The organism is Nitrosospira sp. Nsp1, from assembly GCF_900100985.1.
Classification (GTDB): Bacteria; Pseudomonadota; Gammaproteobacteria; order Burkholderiales; family Nitrosomonadaceae; genus Nitrosospira.
This window is the reverse complement of the sequence record NZ_FMUF01000004.1, coordinates 193,387-218,687: the sequence shown is the minus strand read 5'-3', so window position 1 is coordinate 218,687 and position 25,301 is coordinate 193,387. Positions and strand designations below refer to the sequence as shown.

At 55.1% G+C, this 25,301-nt stretch carries 18 protein-coding genes and 1 pseudogene; 6 read left to right on the top strand and 13 right to left on the bottom strand.

Annotated features, from left to right (window positions below; genetic code table 11):
- The 5 genes and pseudogenes from BLP78_RS04305 to BLP78_RS04280 form a co-directional block, all read right to left on the bottom strand.
- Window positions 1-182: pseudogene (locus tag BLP78_RS04305) on the bottom strand (cytochrome c oxidase subunit II); the annotation flags it as partial.
- 513 nt (window positions 183-695) lie between these two features.
- A complete protein-coding gene (locus BLP78_RS04295) occupies window positions 696-1,748 on the bottom strand; it encodes a metal-dependent hydrolase (protein WP_090456859.1) in 1,053 nt (350 codons plus the stop codon).
- A gap of 55 nt (window positions 1,749-1,803) precedes the next feature.
- Window positions 1,804-2,424 carry a TetR/AcrR family transcriptional regulator gene (locus tag BLP78_RS04290; RefSeq protein WP_090456857.1) on the bottom strand — a complete coding sequence of 207 codons (621 nt, stop codon included), beginning with the start codon at window positions 2,422-2,424 and terminating at the stop codon, window positions 1,804-1,806.
- A 299-nt stretch (window positions 2,425-2,723) separates the two neighbouring features.
- Window positions 2,724-6,623: a translocation/assembly module TamB domain-containing protein gene (locus BLP78_RS04285; protein WP_176752778.1), complete on the bottom strand. Its 3,900-nt coding sequence runs from the start codon at window positions 6,621-6,623 to the stop codon at window positions 2,724-2,726.
- Between the two features lie 46 nt (window positions 6,624-6,669).
- A complete protein-coding gene (locus BLP78_RS04280; RefSeq protein ID WP_090456853.1) occupies window positions 6,670-8,475 on the bottom strand; it encodes an autotransporter assembly complex protein TamA in 1,806 nt (601 codons plus the stop codon).
- Window positions 8,476-8,928: 453 nt separating this feature from the next.
- Here BLP78_RS04280 and ftsH point away from each other — a divergent pair, with 453 nt between their 5' ends.
- Both ftsH and BLP78_RS04265 read left to right on the top strand, forming a co-directional pair.
- Entirely contained in the window at window positions 8,929-10,764 is a 1,836-nt protein-coding gene (gene ftsH, locus BLP78_RS04275) for an ATP-dependent zinc metalloprotease FtsH (RefSeq protein ID WP_218118914.1), read from the top strand.
- A gap of 467 nt (window positions 10,765-11,231) precedes the next feature.
- Window positions 11,232-12,596, top strand: a complete 1,365-nt coding sequence (locus BLP78_RS04265; RefSeq protein WP_090456845.1) for a DEAD/DEAH box helicase — start codon at window positions 11,232-11,234, stop codon at window positions 12,594-12,596.
- Between the two features lie 143 nt (window positions 12,597-12,739).
- Here the strand turns inward: BLP78_RS04265 and BLP78_RS04260 are convergent, their stop codons facing one another.
- The 5 genes from BLP78_RS04260 to BLP78_RS04240 are packed head-to-tail and all read right to left on the bottom strand — an operon-like array spanning window position 12,740 to window position 15,856.
- Entirely contained in the window at window positions 12,740-13,126 is a 387-nt protein-coding gene (locus tag BLP78_RS04260) for a group II truncated hemoglobin (protein ID WP_090456843.1), read from the bottom strand.
- A gap of 46 nt (window positions 13,127-13,172) precedes the next feature.
- Window positions 13,173-13,997 (bottom strand): alkaline phytoceramidase, encoded by an 825-nt coding sequence (locus BLP78_RS04255; protein ID WP_256330038.1) that lies wholly within the window; start codon window positions 13,995-13,997, stop codon window positions 13,173-13,175.
- 34 nt (window positions 13,998-14,031) lie between these two features.
- A complete protein-coding gene (radA, locus tag BLP78_RS04250) occupies window positions 14,032-15,393 on the bottom strand; it encodes a DNA repair protein RadA (RefSeq protein WP_090456841.1) in 1,362 nt (453 codons plus the stop codon).
- A 2-nt stretch (window positions 15,394-15,395) separates the two neighbouring features.
- On the bottom strand, window positions 15,396-15,650 hold the full coding sequence (locus BLP78_RS04245; protein WP_090456839.1) for a ParE family toxin-like protein: 255 nt from the start codon (window positions 15,648-15,650) through the stop codon (window positions 15,396-15,398).
- A gap of 5 nt (window positions 15,651-15,655) precedes the next feature.
- On the bottom strand, window positions 15,656-15,856 hold the full coding sequence (locus BLP78_RS04240; protein WP_090456837.1) for a hypothetical protein: 201 nt from the start codon (window positions 15,854-15,856) through the stop codon (window positions 15,656-15,658).
- A gap of 535 nt (window positions 15,857-16,391) precedes the next feature.
- On the opposite strand from BLP78_RS04240, the gene BLP78_RS04230 reads away from it, so the two are divergent.
- Both BLP78_RS04230 and BLP78_RS04225 read left to right on the top strand, forming a co-directional pair.
- Window positions 16,392-18,041 carry an MFS transporter gene (locus tag BLP78_RS04230; RefSeq protein ID WP_090456833.1) on the top strand — a complete coding sequence of 550 codons (1,650 nt, stop codon included), beginning with the start codon at window positions 16,392-16,394 and terminating at the stop codon, window positions 18,039-18,041.
- A 276-nt stretch (window positions 18,042-18,317) separates the two neighbouring features.
- Window positions 18,318-19,016 carry a pirin family protein gene (locus BLP78_RS04225; RefSeq protein ID WP_090456831.1) on the top strand — a complete coding sequence of 233 codons (699 nt, stop codon included), beginning with the start codon at window positions 18,318-18,320 and terminating at the stop codon, window positions 19,014-19,016.
- An 85-nt stretch (window positions 19,017-19,101) separates the two neighbouring features.
- Here BLP78_RS04225 and tilS read toward each other — a convergent pair whose 3' ends face one another.
- The gene (gene tilS, locus BLP78_RS04220) at window positions 19,102-20,532 is read right to left on the bottom strand and encodes a tRNA lysidine(34) synthetase TilS (RefSeq protein ID WP_090456829.1); all 1,431 of its coding nucleotides are present in this window, start codon (window positions 20,530-20,532) and stop codon (window positions 19,102-19,104) included.
- Entirely contained in the window at window positions 20,501-21,469 is a 969-nt protein-coding gene (locus tag BLP78_RS04215; RefSeq protein ID WP_090456827.1) for an acetyl-CoA carboxylase carboxyltransferase subunit alpha, read from the bottom strand. The genes tilS and BLP78_RS04215 overlap by 32 nt, the downstream gene beginning before the upstream one ends.
- 300 nt (window positions 21,470-21,769) lie before the next feature.
- Here BLP78_RS04215 and BLP78_RS04210 point away from each other — a divergent pair, with 300 nt between their 5' ends.
- Together BLP78_RS04210 and BLP78_RS04205 are read left to right on the top strand one after the other, a co-directional pair.
- Window positions 21,770-22,864, top strand: coding sequence for a porin (locus BLP78_RS04210; RefSeq protein ID WP_090456825.1), 1,095 nt, complete (start codon window positions 21,770-21,772; stop codon window positions 22,862-22,864).
- Window positions 22,865-23,070: 206 nt separating this feature from the next.
- Window positions 23,071-24,744, top strand: coding sequence for an ABC-F family ATPase (locus BLP78_RS04205; protein ID WP_090456823.1), 1,674 nt, complete (start codon window positions 23,071-23,073; stop codon window positions 24,742-24,744).
- Here BLP78_RS04205 and ampD read toward each other — a convergent pair.
- Window positions 24,733-25,293 (bottom strand): 1,6-anhydro-N-acetylmuramyl-L-alanine amidase AmpD, encoded by a 561-nt coding sequence (ampD, locus tag BLP78_RS04200; protein ID WP_090456821.1) that lies wholly within the window; start codon window positions 25,291-25,293, stop codon window positions 24,733-24,735. The two genes, BLP78_RS04205 and ampD, sit on opposite strands and share 12 nt — an antisense overlap.
- Between the last annotated feature and the right edge of the window lie 8 nt (window positions 25,294-25,301).

Here is a 25,301-nt window from a genome sequence, read left to right as displayed (position 1 = left end):
ACGAATATCACCAGGCATATCCATAAAACCAGCGTGTGAAGATCATATATCTGCTGGGCTATCGGCGTTTGCGGCTCGGGCAAGTTTAACTGGTAAGGATCCGCCGCTGCCGCCATTCCCAGTCCGGAATACAATGCGGTCGCCACAATCCCAACTATGGTTGCTGCTGCTTTGCTACTCATATCTCCCCCCACCTGGTCGCTGATTGCCAATGATGAGAATCCTTATCCAAGCCGGATAAAAAACCTTGATAATTACCGGTCTTATCAGCTTCTTCCGGGAATGAATCCAAAGTCGCTCCGGTCGAACATTAAGGATAATCGGACTCTCATATCCGGTATCGAATCGTATTGCGCAACGCGTGTTGAAACCTTGATAAATGTCAACTTTCATGAAGATTTCCAGAAGAAAACGGGTTTGGGATCGTCGAGTGACTGATCTCGCGCCATGGCACTATGACGTCAGCAAGAGCGCGCGCACGAGCAGCTTGATTGCCGCATCGAGCGCAATTCCTGCCGGATGGCTAAGCCCGATGAGCGTAGCCATTAGTGACGCGTAACTTCGGGGTGGATGCTGAGTCGGGTGACTTTATGGATGAGCCCCGGGTCCTGGATGCTGAAGCGGAAAACTCTTTTCAGCTTTTTTTTGTATATTCGACTACGGATATTTCCGCTAATCCCTTCAGGTTGGTCTCTTCAAAAGAGTCCCTGCTTATGTTCGAGCCGCCAGGGACCTGCGGGACTGTCGCGGCACAGGCCGAATACCAGAGATGGCGGGAGCGAAGGAACGGTAAAGCGTAAATCGAGAAACGACACGCAAACGCCATTTCCTGTGGGCTCGATCCGGTTGAGCGCAGGAAATGCTGCGAACCGGCGAAACGGTGCAAAAATATCCTGCGTCCATGCTTCATGGGCAAGATGGCGCTGGGAATCCGTATCGCCAAATCGCCCACGTCGTATCCATTTTGCGGCCGAGGCTGGCTGGTAGCCTGCGGCAATCTTCTCCCACGTGCCCAGTATTCCACTTGCTGGATCCGGCGGCTTGCGGCTATGGGTTCGCCATAGATCGATCGAAGCAACCTGATAGTCATCGCCATGGCTGACGATGACCTTCCAGTAAAAAGGCGACAGCGGTTGAGGAAAAGCATGGACTTCGGCTTCGAACAACCCGCTATTTTCAGCGTAGACCTCGCCCACCTTGACTGCGTGAGAATGCAGAACGCCCTGAAACCCTACGTAGCCTCCTAAAACCAGGAGGGCGATCACGGCTGGACGCCGTCCCTGAGGCCGGAGCATGGCTGCTACCAGGCCGATTGCAATAATTGCGGTGAAATAGGGGTCGATTATAAACGTGAATGGAATGGCGAAACGATGACGGGAAAAGGGTGCCAGCAGCATCGTGCCGTAAGCGGTAAATACGTCGCCCGCGATATGAATGGCTATGCCCAGAGCGGCCGTACTATAGATCGCCCGCCACGAGTAGCGTTGTCGCAAGATAAGGGAAAGCAGCCAGGCTAGCAGCAATGCCCAGGCGGGCAAGAGTATGATCGAATGAGTAACGCCTCGGTGCAGGGTTACGTAGGTGAGCGGATCAAACAGGCGCAATACAAAATCGCAATCGGGAAACGCGGCTGCCACGAACCCGACCGTCGTGCGCACGCCTGACGTCAACTCACCCGGGGCCGGCCTCATCGGCGCGGTTGCCCGCGCCAGCAGTGCGCCGCTTAAAGCATGGGTCAGCGTGTCCATGCCGCTTCAGTAACGATGAGAGCGATACGTGCGTTTGGGCTCGGGCTCAGGTACCTCAGGTACCTTGTGGCGCTTTTTCGCTGCCTCCTCTTTCTTCCATGCTGCGACCGGTAAATACAAAGCGATCCAGGTTCTCGGCCATCGAGAGGCACCCGTTGAGAAACCGGCCGGTTCTGGCTGCACCGGGAGAGTTATCGCTCATCCAATGGATGAACGTAGCCAGATAAATCGTGGTGAGCCCGGTCTCTTCCAGGGCGCGCCGGAAATAAGTGGCATCCCGGCCCGCCGCCTCGCGCATCCATTGAACCGTACGGCTGATACGCATCAGTGCCGGAAGCTGAATATGGATGTGCCCCGGCTCCAGTTTGCCGTAGATCATCTGCCGGGTTGTCTTGCGATACGGATACAGCGCGCCAAGCCATGTCATGATCAAGCGGTGAAGCCGCCGGCGCGGCGTCAGATATATAAAGTCGGAAGCCTGCGCGGCTTTGAGCATGGCGCTATCGGCTCGCTCGAACCAGGCATCGACAATGTCCTCTTTCTCGCGAAAATGCGCACGCACATCGTCCAGGCTGATTCCCAGCACAGCCGCCACATCATGCAGGCGCACGGCTTCCCATGATTTCTGCTCGCCGAGCCCAACCGCGGCATCGACAATCTGATCGGATGTTGCCATATTTCCTCCGATGAGTTATTGATTCGGAATGGAAAAATATTTCAGCTCAATCTGGCTTAAAGTGTAAAACACATCCATCGCATTATCAATACCGGCGGCTCGTATGACGGGCGTGATCGGAAATGCCAATGAGATAGCCTGGTCACATCAGGCTTACATCAAGCGGCCAGGTATACCATGTGCCAGGTGTAATCATTAACCCCTTGCTCATGGCCGGCATGACCGCCCGGCCTGTGCTTCAGCGAAAATATGCTTTTGCTTTTATCCGGTTATCCTCGATCATCTCCCCTACCGCGAATTCAGTCGAACCGCAACGTATAAAGCACGTCTATTGCATTATCAATACCCGCTCGTGTGACGAGATTGATTCTGGGGGTAAGCGTATAGGTGAGTTTGGTTACGCCGACCACGGCAGTCAGTCCTTGTTCATAGCTGATATAGGCTCGCTTCGAAAGTCGTTTGCCGACAATGCCGACCTGCCCCATCAAGGCATCGCTTCCCGCCTGTTTTATGGTTAGCTCATCCACGCCGATCGCCTGGCTGATCTTGTCCGTGATGCCCCCCGATTGCCCACCCAGAATAGACGCGGCTGCGGCGAGCAGCAATGATGCATCAGCTTTTCCTCCAGGGGCGCGGCCCAGTGCGATCCATGAAAGTTTCTCGAGATCGGGTACAAGCGGGGTAGATACCAGCCGTACTTTAGGTTGACGTACGCTTCCGGTCACTTCGACGCCGGCCTCTACCGCCAGCCCTTTGCGCACGGCAAGTACATTCAGCGCGGGATCGTCAATCGGCCCCTTGAAATCAACGATACCCCGCTCTACCGCCAGACGCTGGCCATAAGCTTCGAAACTGGTATCGCGCGCAGCGATGGTGCCAATGGCTCGCAATCGATGCCCGGGCTCGCCGCGCAGGCTCAACTGGCCAGCCAGTCTTCCCTCGAGACCCGAGGCACGGATATAGAATTGATCGCCCAGATCGAGGTTGGCCTCCATATCGACCCGCAAGCCCTTTCGGTCGGGCTGATGGTCAGAGGACGCTCCTCCCGTAACGATGACATCATCCGGCAAGTGCGGGCTACCGGCAGTTGGCTGGGCAATCAACCCCGCCTTTGCGGCAAGGCCACCCTTCAAGGTGAGCATGTTGTTTTCCAGGCTGGCGCGACCATTTCCCGAAGCAATGATCCAGCGATCCGGCCGCTGTGCCAACGGCACGAGGTCGGCGATAATTTCCAGATTACCGCGCTGCCCCTTTAAATCCATCACACCCGATGCCCTCAAACTGCCCGGCCCTTTGGCAAGCTTCAGGTTCTTGAGCAGCCGGTCATTGGGCGGGGGCACGTGAGGAGCGGTAAAATTCAGAACATCCATATGTAAGGATTCCTGGTCGAAGCTCGCCGACAGTTTTCCCTGCTCAAGCCGCACGCCCTGCTCCAGCAGCGCCAACGCCAGATCGTCGCCGTATATCTGCCCGTCCAGACGAGGGCTGCCGAAAGTGCCGACGACATCCGCTCGCAAGGCAAGCCGCCCCCCCGTTCGTATATTGTCATCGAACGCCGGACCAGCCCAGGAAATATCGTCCATATCGACGAGTAGATTTCCCGTAAGGGTTGCAGCGGGCAGTACCGTCCAGTTCATGGCAGACTCGGCGGATCTTGTGACAGGCATGGAGAGTGAGGCACTCGCCTCACCCAGGCGCTTTCCTCTCGCCTTGAATTCTCCCGTCAATCTCCCGTCCACGGCCTGGGCAGCGAGCTGAAGCGTCTGCAAACCCAGCGGCAGCGGCGAGTCGCCCCCCGGTAATATCCAGTCGCCACTTTCACGTGCAACGCTAAGGCTCCCCGTCAGCCGCGCCCCCGATGCGATGTCCCATTTGCCGCCCAGCCGAAGTGCTTCATTATCTTTCGGCCCGTTCTCGACTGCATCGGCGCCAAGGCGCAGTCCAATCCCGGTAAAATTACCCCTGCTACTCCATATTTGGGGCGTCCACTCAATTCCATCGATCTGCGCGGTTCCGCCGGCAACGATAAACTTTGCTGCGCCAAACGATACGTGCCTGGCGCTCATGCCCAGCGGCGCCATACCCGCCAGCTGAAAGGAAAATCGACCGGTTCCCGACAGTTCGGATAATTCTCCCAACCATTGCGCGTTTTGCCACTGCTGAGCCGGTTTGTTCAATTCGCCCGCTGCTCGCACCACCAGGCTCTGGTGGTCATTCAGGCGAGCCGCTATCCGTACTTCGTGCCGCGATCTTTTACCTTCCACTTCCAGCTTCAGATTCTGCAACATGCTTTTTGTCTTCGTTGCATAATCCGCGGCCGTTATCGTTAATGCGACGACATCGCCATGCAGGCTGCCATCGGCCGCTACACTGCCAAAATGGTGCTCGCCTGGAAGCGCAAGATTATTCCCTTTTGCATTGAACGTCATATCCGGCCATTGAAAACCATGTTCTGAAAAATCGGCGGAACCGCTCTCCAGCACCGCCCTGGCAGCAAGGGAACCGCTGAGTCCGTGCCCGATCTGTACAAGAGCCGGTGCGGCAAGCTCGAATTGCAACTGGTCACCTTTGCGGCCGAAGCCGCCGCGCGCGGTGAAATGATTGCTACCGAGCCGCACCTCGACCTCACCCTTGACTCTACTGAAACCCGCAACCTCGACCCGCCCATGACCGCTCACGGGCTGTTTTACCACGTGACTGTTCCCCATCTTGAAATGTATCGCGCCTGCCGGGCCGGCTGCTGTCTCCCCGCCCGCCGCTCCAGGCTCCAGCTCGCCCGTCAACTCCAGCGCTGCGTTGAGGCTCGTTTGCGGCGCCTGTACAAATGCGGAAACATCGAAATTCTGGAGCCTGCCTTCGAAATTAAATGCCCGTGGTCCGCTTAGCCCAAGTTTGCCTTGACCTGTAAGCTGGGACCGGCCATGGCTGAGGCGCATCTTGTCCAGTGTCAAGGCGTCACCTGCCCGTACTACATGGGCATCCAGACGCAACTTCCTGTCGTGAAGCGACAGAATAGCGTCTTGATTCCGCGTGTCGCCGCTGAGCTTTACCTTACCATTCAGGCTTGCCGGGCGCAGGCGCGTATCAAGCTTGGCGGGATCAATGCGGCTGATTATCAGATCCGCTGATCCTGTCGCCTCCTTGAGCTGCCAGGCAAGGCTTCCCGAAACGGTTCCCCCGCCTGCCGCCACCAGCGTCAAATCGTTGAGCTGGAGCAATTCGGCAGATAATATCGGTTGCGCACGCGCCTGAAGCACAGGTAAGCCGCCCTGATCAAGCGGCTTGGGCGCATTGTTCTCCACCGAAACGCTACCTTCGAGCTGCCCGGCAACAACCTCGTGCAGGTTTGCCTGCACCGTGAGACTCGCTGTCGGCGCACCTGCAGAAAAAACATGCGGATCAAGTCCGCTCACAGACAAGCTCAGCCCGGCGATAACAATAGGACCATAAGGCTGCAGTTGCGCTTCGCCCTGCCCTGTCAACCCGGCGCCGCTCCCTTTCGCTGTCATGTCGAACCGCTCCAGGTTGCCTTTAATGATGGCTGAAATACGCGAACCGGTGGTTCCAAGCGCCGGGAAATCGGAATTCGCAAGCTCGGCCAGTTCAGCTTCGGCATGTAGATCGAATGGCCTGATACCGTCCAGCTGGCCCGACGCGATCAATCTGCCGAATTCGAGGTGGGTGCGCAACCCGGATAACCGATGCCTCCGGCCGTTGCTTTCCAACCCCGCCATGAGCTCTGCCGCGACAAATACTGGCCTGCCGCCCTCTTCATTCATTACGCGTAACGTGCCGATATCGAGTTTATGCAAAGACAGCGAAAAAGGCAGCTCCAGGCTTGCGGGCAAGGATTTTGGTTGCGAAGAGGGTGGCGAAACGATCTCCACTTCTTTCGCCGACAGTGCTGTAATCGTCACATGGCCCGAACGTAACTCACCGGGTTGCCAGTTCAGTTGTACATCTCTTGCGATGACAAGCAGATCGTCACTCGCGAAGCGAATGGTCCGTGCGCTGATCGATCCCGAAAGCGCTCCATCCAGTTCTTCAAACGAGAGATTGTCGCCGCTGATATGCGAGACTGCCGATGCGAGCGACTTCAGCCCGGAAGTGCTTGTCGATAGCCAGATGCCGATGCCCGCAGCCAGGGTAACGAGGGCAACAAGCACTAGCGCGGCCCATCGCCATCGCCATTTTTTCATGGCGGATTTTTCAGTCTGACCTTCCGGAAAGTTCGGCATGTTCTTTTTAGAATGCTACGGCAATCGAAAAATGCAGGCGCAATTTGCCGTCACGTTGCCCGCGCGCGAGATCGAGCGCCAGCGGCCCAACAGGGCTGCGCCAGCGGACACCTCCTCCGTATCCAACCGCAAGATCGAGCTGACGTACACTGTCGGCAGCATCACCGACATCGGTAAATACGGCGGCGCCCCACTCACGCGTAAACCAGTGATTGTATTCAATCGTACCGGTAGCCATGGTTCGGCCGCCCACTATGGCTTCACCTTCGCGTACACCCAGATGCTGGAATGCATAACCGCGCACGGACTGGATGCCACCGGCACGGAACAGGTATTCCTGAGGGATACCAAAGCGCGATGGAGCAAACGTATACCCCAGCTCGCCGCGCAGCAACAGCACATCGCGTTTCCCGATGGGGTACCAGAATTGATGCCTTATATAGGTGCGCAGAAAATTTTGATCAGATAACGCCTGTTTGCTTCCGCCTCCGATACGCACTTCCGTTACCATCCCATCCCGTGGGAACAATGGATCGTCCACTGAACGATAGCGCAACTGCGCGTCCAGTACCAAAGTCTCGTTTATCTGATGCAGTCCCCCCTTGGGCGCCCGGTCTTCCCGTTGCCAGTTAAGCGCAAAGCGGGTTTCCGTTTTGTCATACAGTTGATTACGGCTTATGCCTACCTTCTCGCGTACGGTTTCCAATTCCTGAATAAAAGTTCTTTCGGCACCTGCTCCCAGAGAAAACCAGCGGCCGGCCTGGTCCCGCACGCTTTCGACGGTAGTGGATAGCGTTTGGCGTTTTTGTTCCAGGCGCAATCCGCCATTCAGCAGCAGCGCACGGTCCAGAAAATTATTGTTGGTGTAATTGATCTCGCCTCGCCCGCCGGTATTGGAGCTGTAGCCTGCCCCAACCGAGACGCGCTGCGACTGAGCCTCCGATAAAACCACCTCCACCGGTGCTGCCTGATGCGTCACTGCATCAGGCTTAATGTTGACGGCTGCTGAGTTGAACTGCGGGAGGTTTTGCAGTTTCGTCTGGAATGAGAGCAATTGATCTCGCCGATAAGAATCGCCCACTTTGAATGGAGCCAGCCCGGTGATCAGCGTTGGATCATAGCGGCTGAGTCCCTTGATCTCCAGATTTCCAAAGCGAAAAGCAGGACCGGAGTCCACTATCACCAATAGCCGCGCCTTATGAGAATCTGAATCCACCTCCGCCTTGCTTTCTTCTATCTCCGCTGCGGCATAATCCTCCGCCGCCACGCTGGACAAGAGTATTGCTTTGGCTTCTTCCCAGGCTGGCGAGCGAAATGGCTGGCCCGCGCCCAGGGGCCAGGCAGCTCGCAGCTTTTCGATACGCGCGCGCCGCCCGGACTCATCAGTTGCCAGATCTCCCTTGAATTCGATATCGACTTCTGTAACGAGGGTGCGGGGTCCCGGTATGACTTCCAGCACCGGGATTGTCCCGGGAATGGCATGGGGCGTCGCGGAATGCAAGGTCATGGTCGGCGTGTAGTAGCCTTCGGTCGCGAGCAACTCGCTTATTTGCTTCCGTGCCCGGCGCATGAAAGTCGCGCGGTCGGTTTCATCGACCAGTTGCGTCATCGGTAGCTGAAAATGCGTTTTCAGCAAATCGCGCAACGGTTCCGGTGCTGAAATGGTGACTGCCGGCGGCGTGTTTTTGGCATCGGATTGCTGTGCATTGGCGACGCCGCCATTTCCCACCGTAAAAAGGATGAGCACCAGAAGGCGTACTGATATCCGTATTTGCGCCGGATGGATACGAGAAAGGGATTTCGCAACAGACATGAACGAGACAGGCTGTTTGAATACGCTACCGGAGCCCACTAAAAATAATAAGTGAATCCGGACGATGAGTTGAGAGACCGGCGTATGCCCCAACAGCCGTTTATCGAGCTGGGAGCCAACAATACCATTGATTTCTATGCAATTTCGCCTATGCTTCTATTTGGCGGTCCAGGCGGACCATCAAAGTAGAACTCATTTAGTGTTTCGCCGTCAAGCCGAGCGGTCGCAGGACCGGTCATTGCGTGCGTCGTTTTTAGCTGAAGAAATAAAATGCAGTTTCAATCCTGTACGCCCCTTGCGGAAGCGACTTTTTAGTGCATACCATGCATACGCCATGCCCAGATCTTCGCCCAGCCCGCGCCATGCTGAACAAACCCTTTGCTGAATTGTCTCTAAGCACAAGCACTTTGCAATAAGGATGGTATGGATAAGATAAAACAAATGGGGAATCCCATAGACAAGAAAACGCAAATCAATTTCTGGTACGTCATCATTGCGATACTCGGCATCCTGGTTGTACAGAATTGGTACACGAAATACACAAAGGTCGAGCCAATCCCCTATAGCCGCTTTCATGAATTGCTCGATCAGGACAAGATCGCGGAGATCGCGATCACCGAAAACCATATTTACGGCTCACTCAAGAATGAAGGCGCCGATGGGTTAAAGAATTTCGTTACCACGCGCGTAGAGTCCGAACTGGCTGATAAGCTGGATAAGCACAACGTTATCTATACCGGCGTGGTTCAGAGCACGTGGGTTCGTGACCTGCTGTCCTGGCTGCTGCCGATGGCGATTTTTGTCGGGATCTGGTTATTTATCATTCGACGCATGAATCCGGGGGGCATGAGCGGCGGCCTGATGTCGATCGGCAAAAGCCGTGCCAAGGTATTCGTGGAGACGGAAACCAAAGTCACCTTCGCGGATGTCGCCGGCGTCGATGAAGCAAAAGAAGAATTGGTCGAGATCATCAATTTCCTGAAGGACCCCAAAGAGTATGGCCGCCTTGGCGGACGCGTGCCCAAAGGTATCCTGCTGATCGGTCCGCCCGGTACCGGCAAGACCCTCTTGGCCCGCGCGGTCGCGGGCGAGGCGGGTGTCCCGTTCTTTTCCATTTCCGGCTCCGAATTCGTCGAGATGTTCGTCGGCGTTGGCGCCGCGCGGGTGCGCGATCTGTTCGAGCAGGCACGACAAATGGCGCCCGCCATCATATTTATCGATGAGCTGGATTCACTGGGGCGGGCTCGTGGCGCATATGGGATGGGTGGGCACGACGAAAAAGAACAGACACTGAATCAGCTACTGGCTGAGCTCGATGGTTTCGATCCGAAAAGCGGCGTAGTGTTGCTGGCCGCAACCAACCGGCCCGAGATCCTCGATCCCGCATTATTGCGGGCGGGGCGGTTCGACCGCCAGGTGCTGGTGGACCGGCCGGACAAATTGGGCCGTGAGCAGATTCTCGCCGTTCACCTGAAAAAAGTGGCGCTCGATACCGATGTCAAGCCTGAGCAGATCGCAGCATTGACGCCAGGATTCACCGGAGCGGATCTGGCGAATCTGGTCAATGAAGCGGCGCTGCTTGCAACCCGGCGTTCTGGTACCTCGGTCACGATGGATGATTTCAATAACGCCGTTGAGCGGGTCGTCGCGGGCCTCGAGAAACGTAACCGTCTGCTCAACCCGGAAGAGCGGCGCGTCGTCGCATTCCATGAGCTAGGCCATGCCCTGGTAGCCCTGGCCTTGCCGGGCACTGACGAGGTGCATAAAATTTCGATCATTCCCCGGGGCGTCGGCGCGCTGGGCTATACGATCCAGCGTCCGACAGAAGACCGGTTTCTGATGAGGCAAGCCGAGCTGGAAAACAAGATGGCGGTGCTGCTGGGCGGCCGCGCGGCGGAACAAGTGGTATTCAGCGAGATATCGACCGGTGCATCCGACGATCTTATCCGCGCGACCGATCTTGCCCGCGCGATGGTGTTGCGCTACGGGATGAGCGATGCCCTGGGCCACGTCGCCTATGACCGCGAACGATCGACTTACCTTCAGCCCGGTGTACCGATGCCTCAAAGCCGGGACTACAGCGAGGAAACCGCAAATGCGGTCGACAGCGCCGTGCGCGCGCTTGTCGATCATGCGCTGGAGCGTGCTATCGGCGTTCTAATGGTTAATCGTGCGCTGCTTGACCGGGCCGCGGAGGAACTGCTCAAGACCGAAACCCTGAACGAGCCCCAGATAGAAGTGTTGAAGCGCGAGATAATCGCTCAGGCCGCGCATCCGGCGAAAGCCTGATGTGAAGAAGAGGCGATAAGCACGGCGGCGTGCGTCCGAGTTCTTCATTTGCCAGTCCTTATCTTTTCTTAAAAATATTTTCTATACGAACACTGATTCGTGTATACTCGCCGCTTCGATGAAAAGCCCCTACTGTCTTTCCGGGTTTTTATCGGTTCATCGTTCCTGACCTCTCTTCGATTTTCAAGCCTCCAACGGAAATTGTGCGGTACCGTGGTTAGCGGCGATGTCTTATATGTACGCTTGCGCCAACGGTATTTTGCCCATCAATTTCGGCAACCTTTTCTGTTTGCGCGCGTTAAAGCGCCTCTATGAGTCCAGGTTTCTGGCCGAGACAAGCGCAAAAGAAATTGCTCCTCGCATGTCAATGACTGCAAGCAGCAAAACTTTTGATCACGCTCCGCTTGGCCTCGAACCTCGAATTCTCATGAGGTGCATATTTTTTCATTTAATAGGAAAAAAACAACGTGTCTTTTGAAAATCTGAATCTACACCCGCTTATCCTCAAAGCTATCATCGACTCAGGCTACACCACGCCCACTGCCATCCAGGAGCAGGCCATTCCCGAATTGCTGGCTGGTCACGACATCATGGCTTCCGCCCAGACGGGTACCGGCAAAACCGCTGCATTCATGTTGCCGGCGCTGCACCGCCTTGCCACGCCATCCAGCGTACACAGCCGTGGACCGCGCGTACTGGTCTTGACGCCGACGCGCGAACTCGCACTTCAGGTGTCCGAATCCGCTGCCAAATACGGCAAGCATCTGCCCCGCGTCCGGGTCGTAAGCATTCTTGGCGGCATGCCATACCCGCTGCAAAATAAACTGCTTTCACAACCGGTAGATATTCTGGTAGCAACGCCTGGCCGCTTGATCGATCACATCCAGCGCGGCCGCATTGATTTTTCGCGCCTGGAAATGCTGGTGCTGGACGAAGCCGACCGTATGCTGGACATGGGTTTTATCGATGATGTCGAAAGAATCGCTTCCGCCACACCCGCAACTCGCCAGACGCTGCTTTTTTCGGCCACGCTGGATAGCGCGATAGACAATGTCGCGGCACGGCTGCTGAAAACCCCCAAACGCATCCAGGTTGCGGCACAGCAGGCGCGACTCGACAATATCGAGCAACGTCTGCATTATGTCGACGATCTTTCTCACAAGAATCGGCTGCTGGATCATCTTTTACGTGATCTGGCCTTGAAACAGGCCATCGTCTTCACTGCCACCAAACGCGATGCAGATACGCTTGCCGACAATCTTTCCGCCCAGGGCCATGAAGCCGCCGCCTTGCATGGCGACATGAATCAGCGTGATCGCACGCGTACGCTGAGCAAGCTTCGCGGTGGCGCACTACGGGTGCTGGTGGCAACCGATGTCGCAGCACGTGGAATCGACGTGGTGGGCATCACTCACGTCATCAATTTCGATCTGCCAAAATTTGCCGAAGACTATGTGCATCGTATCGGCCGCACCGGCCGTGCCGGCGCATCAGGGATCGCGGTATCATTTGCTTCGGGCAAAGACGGCATTACTCTGAAAAAGATCGAACGCTTCACCGGCCAGCGAATCGAATCGCACGTGGTGCCGGGTCTTGAGCCCCGGTTCAAGCCGCGCACCGGAACAGGTGGTGCGCCCAGCGTCGCCCATAAACGCAATCGCACGTGGTCAAATGACGGCGGCCGCTCCAGCACCGCAAATAGTGCCAACGGTAACTGGGATAATAGCCGCAGCCGTTCGTTTGGCGATAATCGCACCGGTACGCGGGGTAATGCAGCAGGAAATACGTTCAGGAATAGCAGCGCTCCCGGATCTCACTTCAGAACCAAGTAACAGATCACATTTATAATGCAAATGGCCCGGATTCAGCGTCGAAATCGCTGAATCCGGGCCGTTTGCGTTAACTGATACAGTTCCCCGGATATGCCCATACCAGTTGCCGGAGTATTGCGGCGTGGCACGAATGAATCGTTCTCTTATTCCGGCTGGTTACGCATGAAATCGGCAGTCTGATAGAAAGCCTTGGCGAGATTTTTGCACAATTCCTCGTCCAATCCAACGTCCGCCATCGCACGATTCATGCAGTCCAACCACTGGTCACGCTCCGGAGCGGCTATCGGGAAAGGCTTATGACGGGTTCGCAGGCGCGGCTCGCCATGTTTTTCGGTATACAGGGATGGGCCGCCTGTCCAACCGGATAGAAACATGAACAACTTGTCTCTCGAACTGCCCAAATCCTGCGGATGAAGTTTACGTATGCCGTAATAGTCCGGGTCTTCATCCATCAGATCGTAAAAACGGTCCACCAGGCGACGGATAGCTGTTTCACCACCTATCAGTTCATAAGCTTCTACAAGATGCACTTCACTCTCCTATCTTATTCTTCAATCATCAGTCGCTATACAAGCGCTACGACAAGCGTGCAACGCTCGGCTCCGGCCGTTCCAGTTTCTCCGGCAGGGGCTCACGTTTTCCAAGCATGTGCAGGATACAGTAAACACCGGCGGCGGCAAGCAGATGCTTTACCGTATGACCGCTTATCACATGACCGAGATCATAAATTTCCTGATCCTCGAGTTCCGCAAGCTTGGCAAAGCCATAGAGCGCAAGCGCCACGTAAATATCAGCTCCGCGGGTATATCTCGACCGGAAAAAAATGGCAAGCAGAATAACCGCCAGCAATGAATAGAACTGTACGAATACGTAAAAGTTCAGATTGCCGATGCCACGCTGTTCACTCCAATGCCAGTGCACCACCGTTCCTGCTCCAATCGCGACCAGCACAGGCAGCAATCGCGAGCCCAGCTTTGGATTGACGCGTTCGTTGAGCGTTGCGGCGAGCAGTGCGGTTATACCGATGGCAATCGGTAGCCGGTCCCACATCAGGCGGTCGTTATCGGGCATCAGGTGATAATAGCCCGAGCCAAAGCAAGCCATTGCCACACTCAGGAAAAGAATCAGGTAGGGCCAGCGTTCGGACGGCTCGACGAATACCCCCGCTGCCCGCCACCCGCAAGGGTCCAGCAGAAACCGCAAACCTGCTACGCCGACAAACAGAAAGGCAACGCCGGAAGTGACATCACAAAAATTCGGTATGTCGAAAAAGTTGCGCGCATCGGCAAACTGATGATACGCCTGGGGCTGGGGAATAGGCGGCACAATCGCTGCAATCAGGAACATCCCGGCTGAAAGAATGCCCAGCCACCACAACCGGGAACGCATCCGACCCTCCATGTCCCTTCTCCCGACTTATACCCACTGCAGCGCTTCACCGCCGCATTTGCGCAACGGCTTCCTCCACCCGTTCCACCGCAATGACCTCGATACCGGAAATCGCCTGCTTCGGCTTGTTGGCCTTAGGGACGATGGCCTGAACAAATCCCAGCTTCGCGGCTTCCTTCAGCCGTTCCTGGCCGCGCTGGACCGGGCGTATCTCTCCCGCCAACCCGACTTCACCGAACACCACCGTTTTTTCCGGCAGCGGCTTGTTCTTGAGTGAAGAAACAATAGCCAGCAATACTGCCAGATCCGCACCCGGTTCCGTAATTTTCACACCACCCACCGCATTGACGAACACATCCTGGTCAAAACACGCGATGCCGGCGTGGCGGTGCAATACCGCCAGCAACATCGCCAGACGGTTCTGCTCCAGCCCCACGCTGAGTCTTCTGGCATTAGGCGCATGGGCCTCATCCACCAGCGCCTGGATCTCCACCAGCAGCGGCCGGGTGCCCTCCTGCGTCACCATGATGCACGATCCCGGCACCTGCCCCCCATGGTGGGAAAGAAACAGGGCCGAAGGATTGCTCACCTCGCGCAAACCCTTTTCGCTCATGGCGAATACGCCGAGTTCGTTCACCGCGCCGAAGCGGTTCTTGAAAGCTCGAATCAGGCGAAAACTGGAATGGGTGTCGCCCTCGAAGTAGAGTACCGTGTCCACCATGTGCTCCAGCACGCGCGGCCCCGCCAGTGCCCCTTCCTTGGTGACATGGCCCACCAGAATGATGCACGTGCCGCTGGCTTTCGCCAATCGTGTCAATTGAGCGGCACACTCGCGCACCTGCGCGACCGAACCCGGCACCGATTGCAGCGCGTCGGAATAAATCGTCTGGATGGAATCGATTACCGCGACATCCGGTTTGCGTTCCGCCAGTGCTATCTGGATTTTTTCCAGCCGTATTTCCGCCAGAAAATGTATCGCCTTGGCATCCAGGGTCATGCGTTGTGCCCGTAGCGCCACCTGCTGCGCCGACTCCTCGCCGCTCACATATAATACGTTACCCGTAGCGGATATTTTCGACATATGACATAGTGCTTGCAGCAACAGCGTGGATTTGCCGATTCCCGGATCTCCCCCCAGCAGCACCACGCCGCCATGCACCAGGCCGCCACCCAACACCCGGTCAAATTCGGCCATGCCGGTGGAGTAACGCTGCTCTTCCCCCGTCTTCACCTCGCTCAAGCTTTGCACCTGTCCTGTTTCGGATACCGGCGTAAAGCGGGTCACGGTTTTTTCGGCGATTGCCTCGACCAGTGTGTTCCATGCCTGGCAATGCGGGCACTGCCCCTGCCATTTCAAGGTCTGGCCGCCGCATTCGGTGCAGGAATAAGTGGATTTGGGTTTAGCCATTTTTAAGAAAATAATTTGTCATAGTCCGCATGGCTACCGATCCAGAGCCAGACCAATCCTTTATCGGTTTCTGCGGCAATTGCGCGGTAATGCACGCCGACTCTGGCGGACCAAACTTTTCCAATCTTTTTGAACTGTAATGACGGGTGGGAAGGATTTTGTTGCAAAAGCAGGAAATTCTTGTCGGCGAGGTCACGAACCGTTGTCGGCAATTGTTGATAGCAACGCCAGAAGCGAGTTGATGTGAAATGCTTCAAGGCGTCTAAAGTGGAGCCGTTTTTCCATTTCGGTGTTCAGTCAACGCTTCTTCCATGAAAGCATCGAATTTGCCGGCATAGGAATCTGCTTCAATTTGCCGGTCCCATCTGCTGCTTTCGTAATCGGCAAACCACGCAGCAAGCTCGGCGAAAGCTTTATCATCAAGGCCTTCAATCTGTTTTTCAATCAGTTTTATGTCGCCCATATCCTCTCCATTCGTTTGATATTTTGACAACACCATTTTAATCCGTTCGAAAGAAATTGTTCCAGTTCGGTAGTCGCAAAACTTATGAGCGCATTCATCGTATTTTTTTTCTTTGAAATATACCGCCTAACTTTTGCAAAAAAACTCTGTAAACAATATGCTTTAATTTGGATGATAAAACTGGGGGAGCGTCTTACAACGGCGAACAGCGCTAGCGAAATGAGTCTCAAACAAGCAAAAACTCCGAAAGCAAGCTCATGGGGCTCCGGGAATGTTAACAACAGCACTCAAAACCTACGAAAATAATGATAATAGTATCGGTTATTCTAACTCACCAATAAAGATACTGGATCACCAAACTGTAATACTTACACTGATGTCTTCGTACAGATTTCTTCACTCGAATCCAACCTGTTAGAAGGGGATAGACCTTGGAAGAACTTTAAATAACGCCTATCATTCATTCAGTCTGAATATCTATAGGTCAGGGTAAGCAAGAGCAAAACAGTCACATTTTTGTAGTCGGGGTTTCCTGATGAGCACGTCCACCAACGATAACCCCTCGAACACCTTGATCCCCGGCGCGTACTCGCCGCTCAAGATACAGACGTTCAGATTTTTTTGGCTCGCATCTCTCGGTTCCAATATCGGTACCTGGATCAATGCGGTAGCCTCCGGCTGGGTGATGACCGACCTTTCCCCTTCGCCGGTGATGGTGTCCCTCGTACAGGCAGCGGCATCATTGCCGATGGTACTGTTCGCGCTGGTCGCCGGTGCGCTCACCGATATCGTCGACCGGCGCCGCTATTTGCTCGCAACACAAATATGGATGGCGTTTGCAGCCGCCACGCTGGCTTTCCTGTCCGGCATCGATCAGCTCGATGCCTGGTATCTATTGATACTGACCTTCGCCATGGGCATCGGAGCATCGATGGCAACACCTGCAATGAATGTCACCGGCCTCGAACTCGTTCCCAGAAACCTGCTGCCGCAAGCGGTTGCCCTGAGTTCGCTGTCGATGAACCTCTCGCGCTCCATCGGCCCCGCCATTGGCGGCCTGATGCTGTCCCAACTGGGCCCATGGGCGGCCTATAGCCTTAACGCAATCTCGTTTATCGGCATGATACTGATGTTGTGGCACTGGAAACCTCAACCGGATGAGCGCTCTCTGCCGCCTGAGCGCTTCTTCCAGGCACTGCGTGCGGGATTGCGCTATGCGCGCATGGCATCGCCGTTTCGCGCCGTCCTGATCCGTGCCACCGCTTTCATTGTCTTCACGATTTCCGCATGGGCGCTGCTCCCGCTGATCGCGCGCAATGAGCTTGCGGGCGGACCGGCAACCTATGGATTTCTCCTGACCTTTGTCGGCATTGGCGCGGTCGGCGCTGTTATCAGTTTACCGAGGCTTCAGACACATGTCTCGCGTGACCGCCTGGTACTTGTCGCGAGCATAGTGTATGCGCTGACCACTGTCGCCCTGGCGACGATCCGGAGCGAAGCGGTACTGTACGGAGTCATGCTGATTTCCGGCGCCGCCTGGGTCACTGTCCTGTCTTCGCTGCAGGTCGCAGCGCAGATCTCGGTGCCCACCTGGGTTCGAGGCCGTGCATTATCGCTCTACATCATGGTGATCTCCGCCGGAATGGCACTCGGCAGTCTGCTATGGGGATGGTTTGCCTCGGAAGCCGGCATTCCAGCGGCTCTGGTGGTCTCGGCCGCAGGTGCCGTGGCGGCGGCATTGGCTGCGCGCGGATTCAGCCTGGGAGCACAGGAAGCGCCTGACCTGGCGCCATCCGATCATTGGGCGCCGCACCCGCCCGCCGCGGAGGAACTGGATCGGCGCCGGGGCCCGGTCCTGGTGACTATCGAATACGAGGTTGCGCTGGACCAGCGCGTGGCCTTCCTGGATGCGATGCAACCGCTCGGCGCGTTACGCCGCCGCGATGGCGCGTTTGCCTGGAGCATCTTTGAGGATATTACCGTGCCCGGCCGCTATGTCGAGCTCTTCCAACATGACTCGTGGCTCGATCATTTGCGTCAGCACACGCGCGTCACGCGCGAGGATCAGCGTGTTCAGGAAAATGCCCTCAGTTTTCACACAGGCAGCAAACCCCCAAAGGTTACTCATTTTGTCGGCGGTGCGCCAGTGACGCTCACGGACAGTTCAGTTGCAGCGAGCCCATAAAATGGTGGGCTTGCCTTGCTGGCAGCCTGTCGGGCTTGAAGAATCGCAGCGAAAAAGTGACTGGGTGAGGGCAGATTTTGCGGATTTTGAAGGCCAATAGTTATTCTATTGGTCGAAAAAGCGGCAAAATATGAACCGCCCAGACGCTTTTGCAGCCGATTTCCTTTAAGTCCGATAGGCTGCTAAGTTCGCCTGCTTCGTTCTCGCCAATTGCGGGTGCATTCGCCGCAAACGTTTCCCTGCCCTTATTTTCATTATCCACAAGGAGAACAAATCATGATAGATATACGTCGCGCCCAGGATCGCGGTCATGTCAATCTTGGCTGGTTGAATTCCTGGCACAGTTTTTCTTTTGGGGATTACTACGACCCCAAACATACCCAGTTTCGTGCGCTGCGCGTAATCAACGATGATACCGTCGAGCCGGGGGGTGGTTTTGGCACGCATGGGCACCGCGATATGGAAATCGTCAGCTACGTGCTGGAGGGCGCGCTTGCGCACAAGGACAGTATGGGCACCGGCTCCATTATTCGCCCGGGCAGCGTGCAGCGCATGAGCGCGGGCACGGGTGTGCAACATAGCGAGTTCAATCCCTCCCAGAGCGAAAAAGCCCATTTTCTGCAAATCTGGTTCTTGCCCAACAGGACAGGAATTTCTCCCGGCTATGAGGAGAAATATTTTGACGACACAGAAAAGCGCGGGAGATTACGATTGATTGCTTCGCCGGATAGCGCTGATGGGTCCGTAAAGATTCACGCCGATGCGAAGTTATTCGCCGCGCTGGTGGACGACGGCGAGCGGGTTGAGCAAACTATCGTACCGGGTGGCTATGTTTACGTTCACGTCGCGCGCGGCGAGGTATCGCTGAACGGTACCCGCCTGCACGCAGGTGACGGTGCCAGCCTTACGGATGAAAGTCACCTGGTTCTCGATCAAGGCCAGAAAGCGGAGGTGCTTGTTTTCGAGCTGGCATAAGCCAAGGATGGCGGATGACCGACGCTGAGTCCAGCTGCATCCTTCCCTCAACCGGCAGAATCGGCCCAAAGCATGCTGACGCTAATCAAACAAGTCGGGTATCAGGCTGCCACCGGATTACCAGGCTCGGTTCTCCTACCGTCGCCTGGAAGTCGGAATTCACGCCGATTCGCGGCACGCACACGAGATGTTCACCACTGAATATCAGCGGCAGCATTTCCCGCTCCCATGGCGGGAGCGATGCCTCGCGTAAAAGATTCTTGAGGCTGCGGCGCGGGCGTTTGCGATCCGGACGCAGACGCTCGCCGCCATGGCGCGGACGGATCGTTACCGGATGTTCCGAAAGTTTTTGCAGATTGATCCCCATGCCGCTATCGTGCGTGAATATAAGCGTACCACCTAGCTCGGCAATAACCAGTTGCTTTTCTCCATGCCAGGGCACCTGCCAATCCACGGCCAGCAAGTCATCAGGTCCTGGCATGTCCCGGTTGCGCATGTGAACCACGCCTTTGAAGCAACGAACTTCGGCATTGCCGAAAATCACCCGCAGTTTTGAGCCTGGGCCGGAAGACAGCAGTTGCCGCAGAATTTCTTCGAGCTTTATTGTACTGGGGAGTATCGCGCCCTGCTGCGCCAGGGTGTAGCGCAACAGATTTCTGGCACGAGGAAAACTCAATTTCCGCAAATCTTCAATGTGAAGTTTTCCAGGAACAATACATTCCCTGCTGTCAGCTTCGGCTAATTCATCCAGCAGAGTGGATGCCTCCGCCATATGTCGGCTTGCACGCAGGAAAGTCGTGCGATAAGAAGGAAAACGCTTCTCCAGTAGAGGGAAAAACTCATGACGCAGGAAATTCCGATCGAAAGATACATCTTCGTTGCTCTCATCGGTGACCCACTGCAAACTATTCTCTCTGGCATACTCTTCGATCTCGTGCCGGGACACGTCAAGTAATGGCCTGAGTATTCGCAGCCTGCCATCCAGCGGCCCCGACTGCTCGTCACCGGCTTCTGATCCTAGTTTACCGTTTCCCTGCGCCAGATTCCTGACGACCGGCATCGCGCTCAAGCCCTTCACACCCGCTCCGCGCAGCAATTGCAGCAACAGGGTTTCAGCCTGGTCGTCCAGATGCTGAGCCAGCACCACGTAATCCGCTTTGATTTTTTCGAATATCCGGTAGCGCTCGTCACGAGCGAGCGCCTCCAGGCTGACGCCGGGTTCCCGCCTGATTTTCAGCTCGGCAATTTCGAGGGGAATGCTTCTGGATCGGCATAGATCCCGGCAGAATTCGCTCCACTTGTCTGTGTTGGGGCTAATGCCGTGGTTGACGTGAATGGCCGAGAGCGAAAACTGCATTTCAATCGATGCCGGCACCAGCAAATCCAGCAGCACGACTGAATCCACTCCGCCGCTCAATGCAATAGCCAGATGATCGCCGCACTGAATCTGCTCACGCAGCACATTTTCAGTCCTGCGTGAAATGCTATTTGATTTTGACTTCCTTGAATTTGCCATATCCCATCAGCCGCTCAAAACGTTTCTCCAGCAATAATTCCGTGGAGTAGCCTTGTAACTGCTTGAGCGATTCCTGCAATGATTTCCTGGCGGACTGCATGGTAGCCAGATAATCGCGATGCGCTCCGCCTGGTGGCTCACTGATGATCTTGTCAATCAGTCCCAAGGTTTTGAGGCGATGAGCCGTAATGCCCATGATCTCGGCAGCTTCCGGCGCCTTGTCCGCGCTCTTCCATAAAATGGAGGCGCAACCTTCAGGAGAGATGACGGAGTATGTTGCATATTGCAGCATCTGCACCACATCCCCCACCGCCACTGCCAGCGCCCCGCCAGAACCGCCCTCGCCGATAACCGTGCAGATCACCGGTACTTTCAGTTCCGCCAGTACAAAAAGATTTCGTCCAATAGCCTCTGACTGGCCGCGCTCTTCCGCGCCGATGCCCGGTGATGCGCCCGGCGTATCGATGAAGGTAATTAAAGGCACACTGAATTTTTCCGCCAGGCGCATCAGGCGCAATGCCTTGCGATAGCCTTCAGGCTGGGGCATGCCGAAGTTGCGATGAATTTTTTCCTTGGTGTCACGTCCTTTTTGCTGTCCGATAACCATTACCGATTGCCCATTAAACCGTGCTAATCCGCCGATGATGGCGTAGTCATCGGCAAAACTCCGGTCTCCGTGAAGCTCTTCGAAATCGGTGAATAGATGCTGGATATAGTCAAGCGTATTAGGGCGCTGTGGATGTCGCGCGACCTGTGAAATCTGCCAAGGTGTAAGCTTCGCATAGATGCTGTTGGTCAGCGATTGACTCTTTTTCTGCAGACGCAGGATTTCGGCTGAAATATCCACCGCTGAATCGTCCTGTGCAAAGCGCAGTTCTTCAATTTTTGCTTCAAGTTCAGCGATGGGCTGCTCAAAATCCAGAAAAGTAATTTTCATGCAACACGGGCGTAAATTTAAAAACGCAATGATACAGGATCATGCGTCACCCAAAAAACGCATTCCGGGTAAAGAGTAAAAATGGATGAAATGCGGGCGTTACCTGCGCCGGGTTTTAACGAACCTTCAGGGTAGTTGCGTCTCATTTTCAAGGCCGGCGTATCAACAGCGGCGTCCCCTTTGCTGTAAGCTGTTGGAGATATCGTACACATAGATCCGGCCGCCTGTCGAGCCGAGAGATCTCCATCCATTGCCGTGATATATGCCAAATCCCGAGCGTCAAGATATTTCAGCCTGACAATGACAATGCTTCTCGCATCCGCTGCTTTCCTGCCGGTAAGCGGGATAGCGCATGCAAAGGATTACACGGCCGAAACAAACGGCCCGCCATCGCCGTTTTCCCTCAGTGGTTATGCGGAAGCCTACTATGACTTCGATGTCAATAATCTTGTCGGTAAAAAGCCGTCATTTCTGGTCAGCTATAGCAAAAACGATCAGCTTGCGCTAAATCTGGCTTTAATCACGGGCTCATATATGACAAACAATACCCGGGCCAACCTCGCGTTCGCCACGGGTAGCTACGTGACTGCGAATTATGCAGCCGAACCCGGTTTTTTAAAACACGTCTACCTTGCGAATGTCGGCATGAAACTATCCGCGGATAAAAATCTGTGGCTGGATGCCGGCATTCTTCCCTCTCATATTGGTTTTCAGAGCCCGATAGGCAAGGATAATTGGACATTGACCAGAAGTATCAGCGCGGAAAACACACCCTATTTCGAAACAGGCGCCAGAATCAGCTACACGTCGGAAAACGAAAAATGGTATTTGAGTGTAGTAGTTGTGGATGGGTGGCAGCGCATTCAACCTGTGGCGGGTAATACTACCCCCGCATTCGGTACACAAATCACTTATAAGCTTTCACCAAAAATAACCTTGAATAGCAGCACATTTATCGGCAACGACAAATCTGACATTGCCAGGCTCATGCGGTATTTCCACAATTTTTATGGGACCTTAAAGCTGAATGACAAGCTTACCGCGATGGTCGGCTTTGATATCGGTACCGAGCAGAAGCACAAGAACTCTTCCGGCATGAATACATGGTTCAATCCAGAGATCATGCTGAGATATACCCCTTCGGCAAAAACCGCTATTGCGGCCAGAGCGGAATACTACGATGACAAGCATGGCGTAATCATCCCATCCGGCACAACTAAAGGTTTTAAAATATTGGGCCTCTCGATCAATTTTGATTACAAAATAGCCAATAACATATTATGGCGCGTCGAGGCCAAGACATTGCGCAGCAATGACAACATTTTTACCAGGAATGACGGCAACACGTCCGCCAACAGCATATTTACGACAACATCGCTGGCGGTCAGCTTCTGATTAATTTACGCCTGCCGAACCCTTGCCGAAACTCCGCTGATTCAATAAGCATATTATTTTGGATGGTCAGGAGTAATCCGTTATTCATAAAGGATAATAGGAACCTTTCCGGAAACACTCCAGTATATTCGGCGGACCCTATCAAACTCCATTGCCAAAAACGTGTAAAATAGAGGGTTTTTCAAATCCTTTTCAGGCATATCACTTTGATCACCACAGCCAATATTACCATTCAATTCGGGGCCAAGCCCCTGTTCGAGAATGTCTCGGTCAAATTCGGCGACGGAAACCGCTACGGCCTGATCGGCGCCAACGGCAGCGGCAAATCCACTTTCATGAAAATCCTCGGGGGCGACCTCGAGCCGACTTCCGGCAATGTCAGCGTTGACTCCGGCGAACGTGTAGGCAAATTGCGGCAGGATCAGTTCGCTTTCGAGAACTGCCTGGTAATCGACACCGTGATGATGGGGCACGATGAGTTATGGCGCGTAAAGCAGGAGCGCGACGCGATCTATGCCAATCCGGACGCCACCGAAGCGGAGTACATGCACGCTGCGGATCTTGAAGCGCGATTTGCCGAGCTGGACGGGTATTCGGCCGAAGCGCGTGCCGGAGAATTATTGATGGGAGTGGGTATCCCGTTGTCCCAGCACACGGGTCCGATGAACGCGATAGCCCCCGGATTCAAATTACGCATATTGCTGGCACAGGCATTGTTTGCCGATCCCGACATCCTGCTGCTGGACGAACCGACCAACAACCTCGATATCAACACTATCCGCTGGCTTGAAGATGTCATCAACGCCAGCAAGAGTACCATCGTCATCATCTCTCATGACCGCCATTTTCTCAACAGCGTCTGCACTCACATGGCCGATCTGGATTACGGGGAGATCCGCATCTACCCCGGAAACTACGACGACTACATGACCGCATCCACCCAGGTGCGGGAGCGCATGCTGACCGACAACGCAAAGAAGAAAACCCAGATTGCCGAATTGCAGTCGTTCGTCAGCCGCTTTTCCGCCAACGCCTCCAAAGCACGGCAGGCCACCAGCCGTGCGCGCCAGATCGAGAAGATAAAACTGGAAGATGTAAAGCCTTCCAGCCGGCAGTACCCCTACATCCGCATTGATGTGGACGAACGTGAAAAACTGCATCGTCTGGCGGTGTCGATACAAAGCATCGACAAGCGGTTTCCCGGCATGGAAAAACCAATACTTCACAAATTCAGCCTCAACGTCGAAGCGGGCGAGAAAATCGCCATCATCGGCCCCAACGGTATCGGCAAGACCACGTTGCTGCGCTGTCTGGCGGGGGACCTGGCGCCCGATGCGGGAGAGGTGAAATGGACGGAGAAGGCTCGCCCCGGTTACTTTGGCCAGGATCATGCCGCCGACTTTGAAACAGATATGTCGCTCACAGACTGGATGACGCAATGGCGGCGCCAGAGCGATGATGATCAGGCTGTGCGCAGCGTGCTTGGAAGACTGCTGTTTTCCGGCGATGAAGTAAAAAAATCGGTGACGGTAATTTCAGGAGGCGAGGAAGGGCGGATGTTGTTCGGCAAGCTCATGTTGCAAAAAAACAATGTGCTGCTCATGGACGAACCGACCAACCATCTCGACATGGAATCCATCGAATCCCTCAATGCCGCATTGGAAAAATATACGGGCACGTTGATCTTTGTCTCCCATGACCGGGAATTCGTATCCTCGCTGGCAACGCATATCATCGAAATGAAGCCGGATGGAATCAACGATTTCAAGGGCAGCTATGAAGATTATTTGAGGGGAAGTCAGGTCGCCGTACCGGACAACGCCGGCTCCCGGAGCGGTAACCCTGCATCCAAGGAAAAAATCCGCGCTTCATCCCGCTGACCTGTTGTCCGTGCCAGGCAGCGCGGCACGGTAACGCTCCCAGTCGAAGCAGGAGCCCGGATCCGTCTTTCGGCCGGGCGCGATATCCGAGTGCCCGACAATACCGGTAATGGGATATCTGCTTTGAAGCGTTCGGGTGAGTGCTGCCAGCGCCTCGTATTGGAGATCGGTAAAAGGCGTCGTATCGCTGCCCTCAAGCTCTACACCGATGGAAAAATCGTTACAGCGACTCGTACCCTGCCAGCAGGATTCGCCCGCATGCCAGGCCCGTTTTTCGCAGGAAACAAACTGGATAGTCTCGCCCCCACGCCGGATGAGAAAATGCGCGGAAACCTTAAGGCCGCGAAGGGCCTGATAATAAGGATGAGCTTCGGGGTCGATCCTGTTGGTGAATAATTCGATCACGCCATCCCCGCTAAATTCTTCCGGCGGCAGGCTGATGTTATGGATCACCAGCAGGCTTATCGCGCATCCGGCGGGACGTTCGTCGCAATTGGGGGAAAGAATGAAACGTACCCCGTCCAGATAGCCTGCCGCATCGATTCGCATCCGATGGC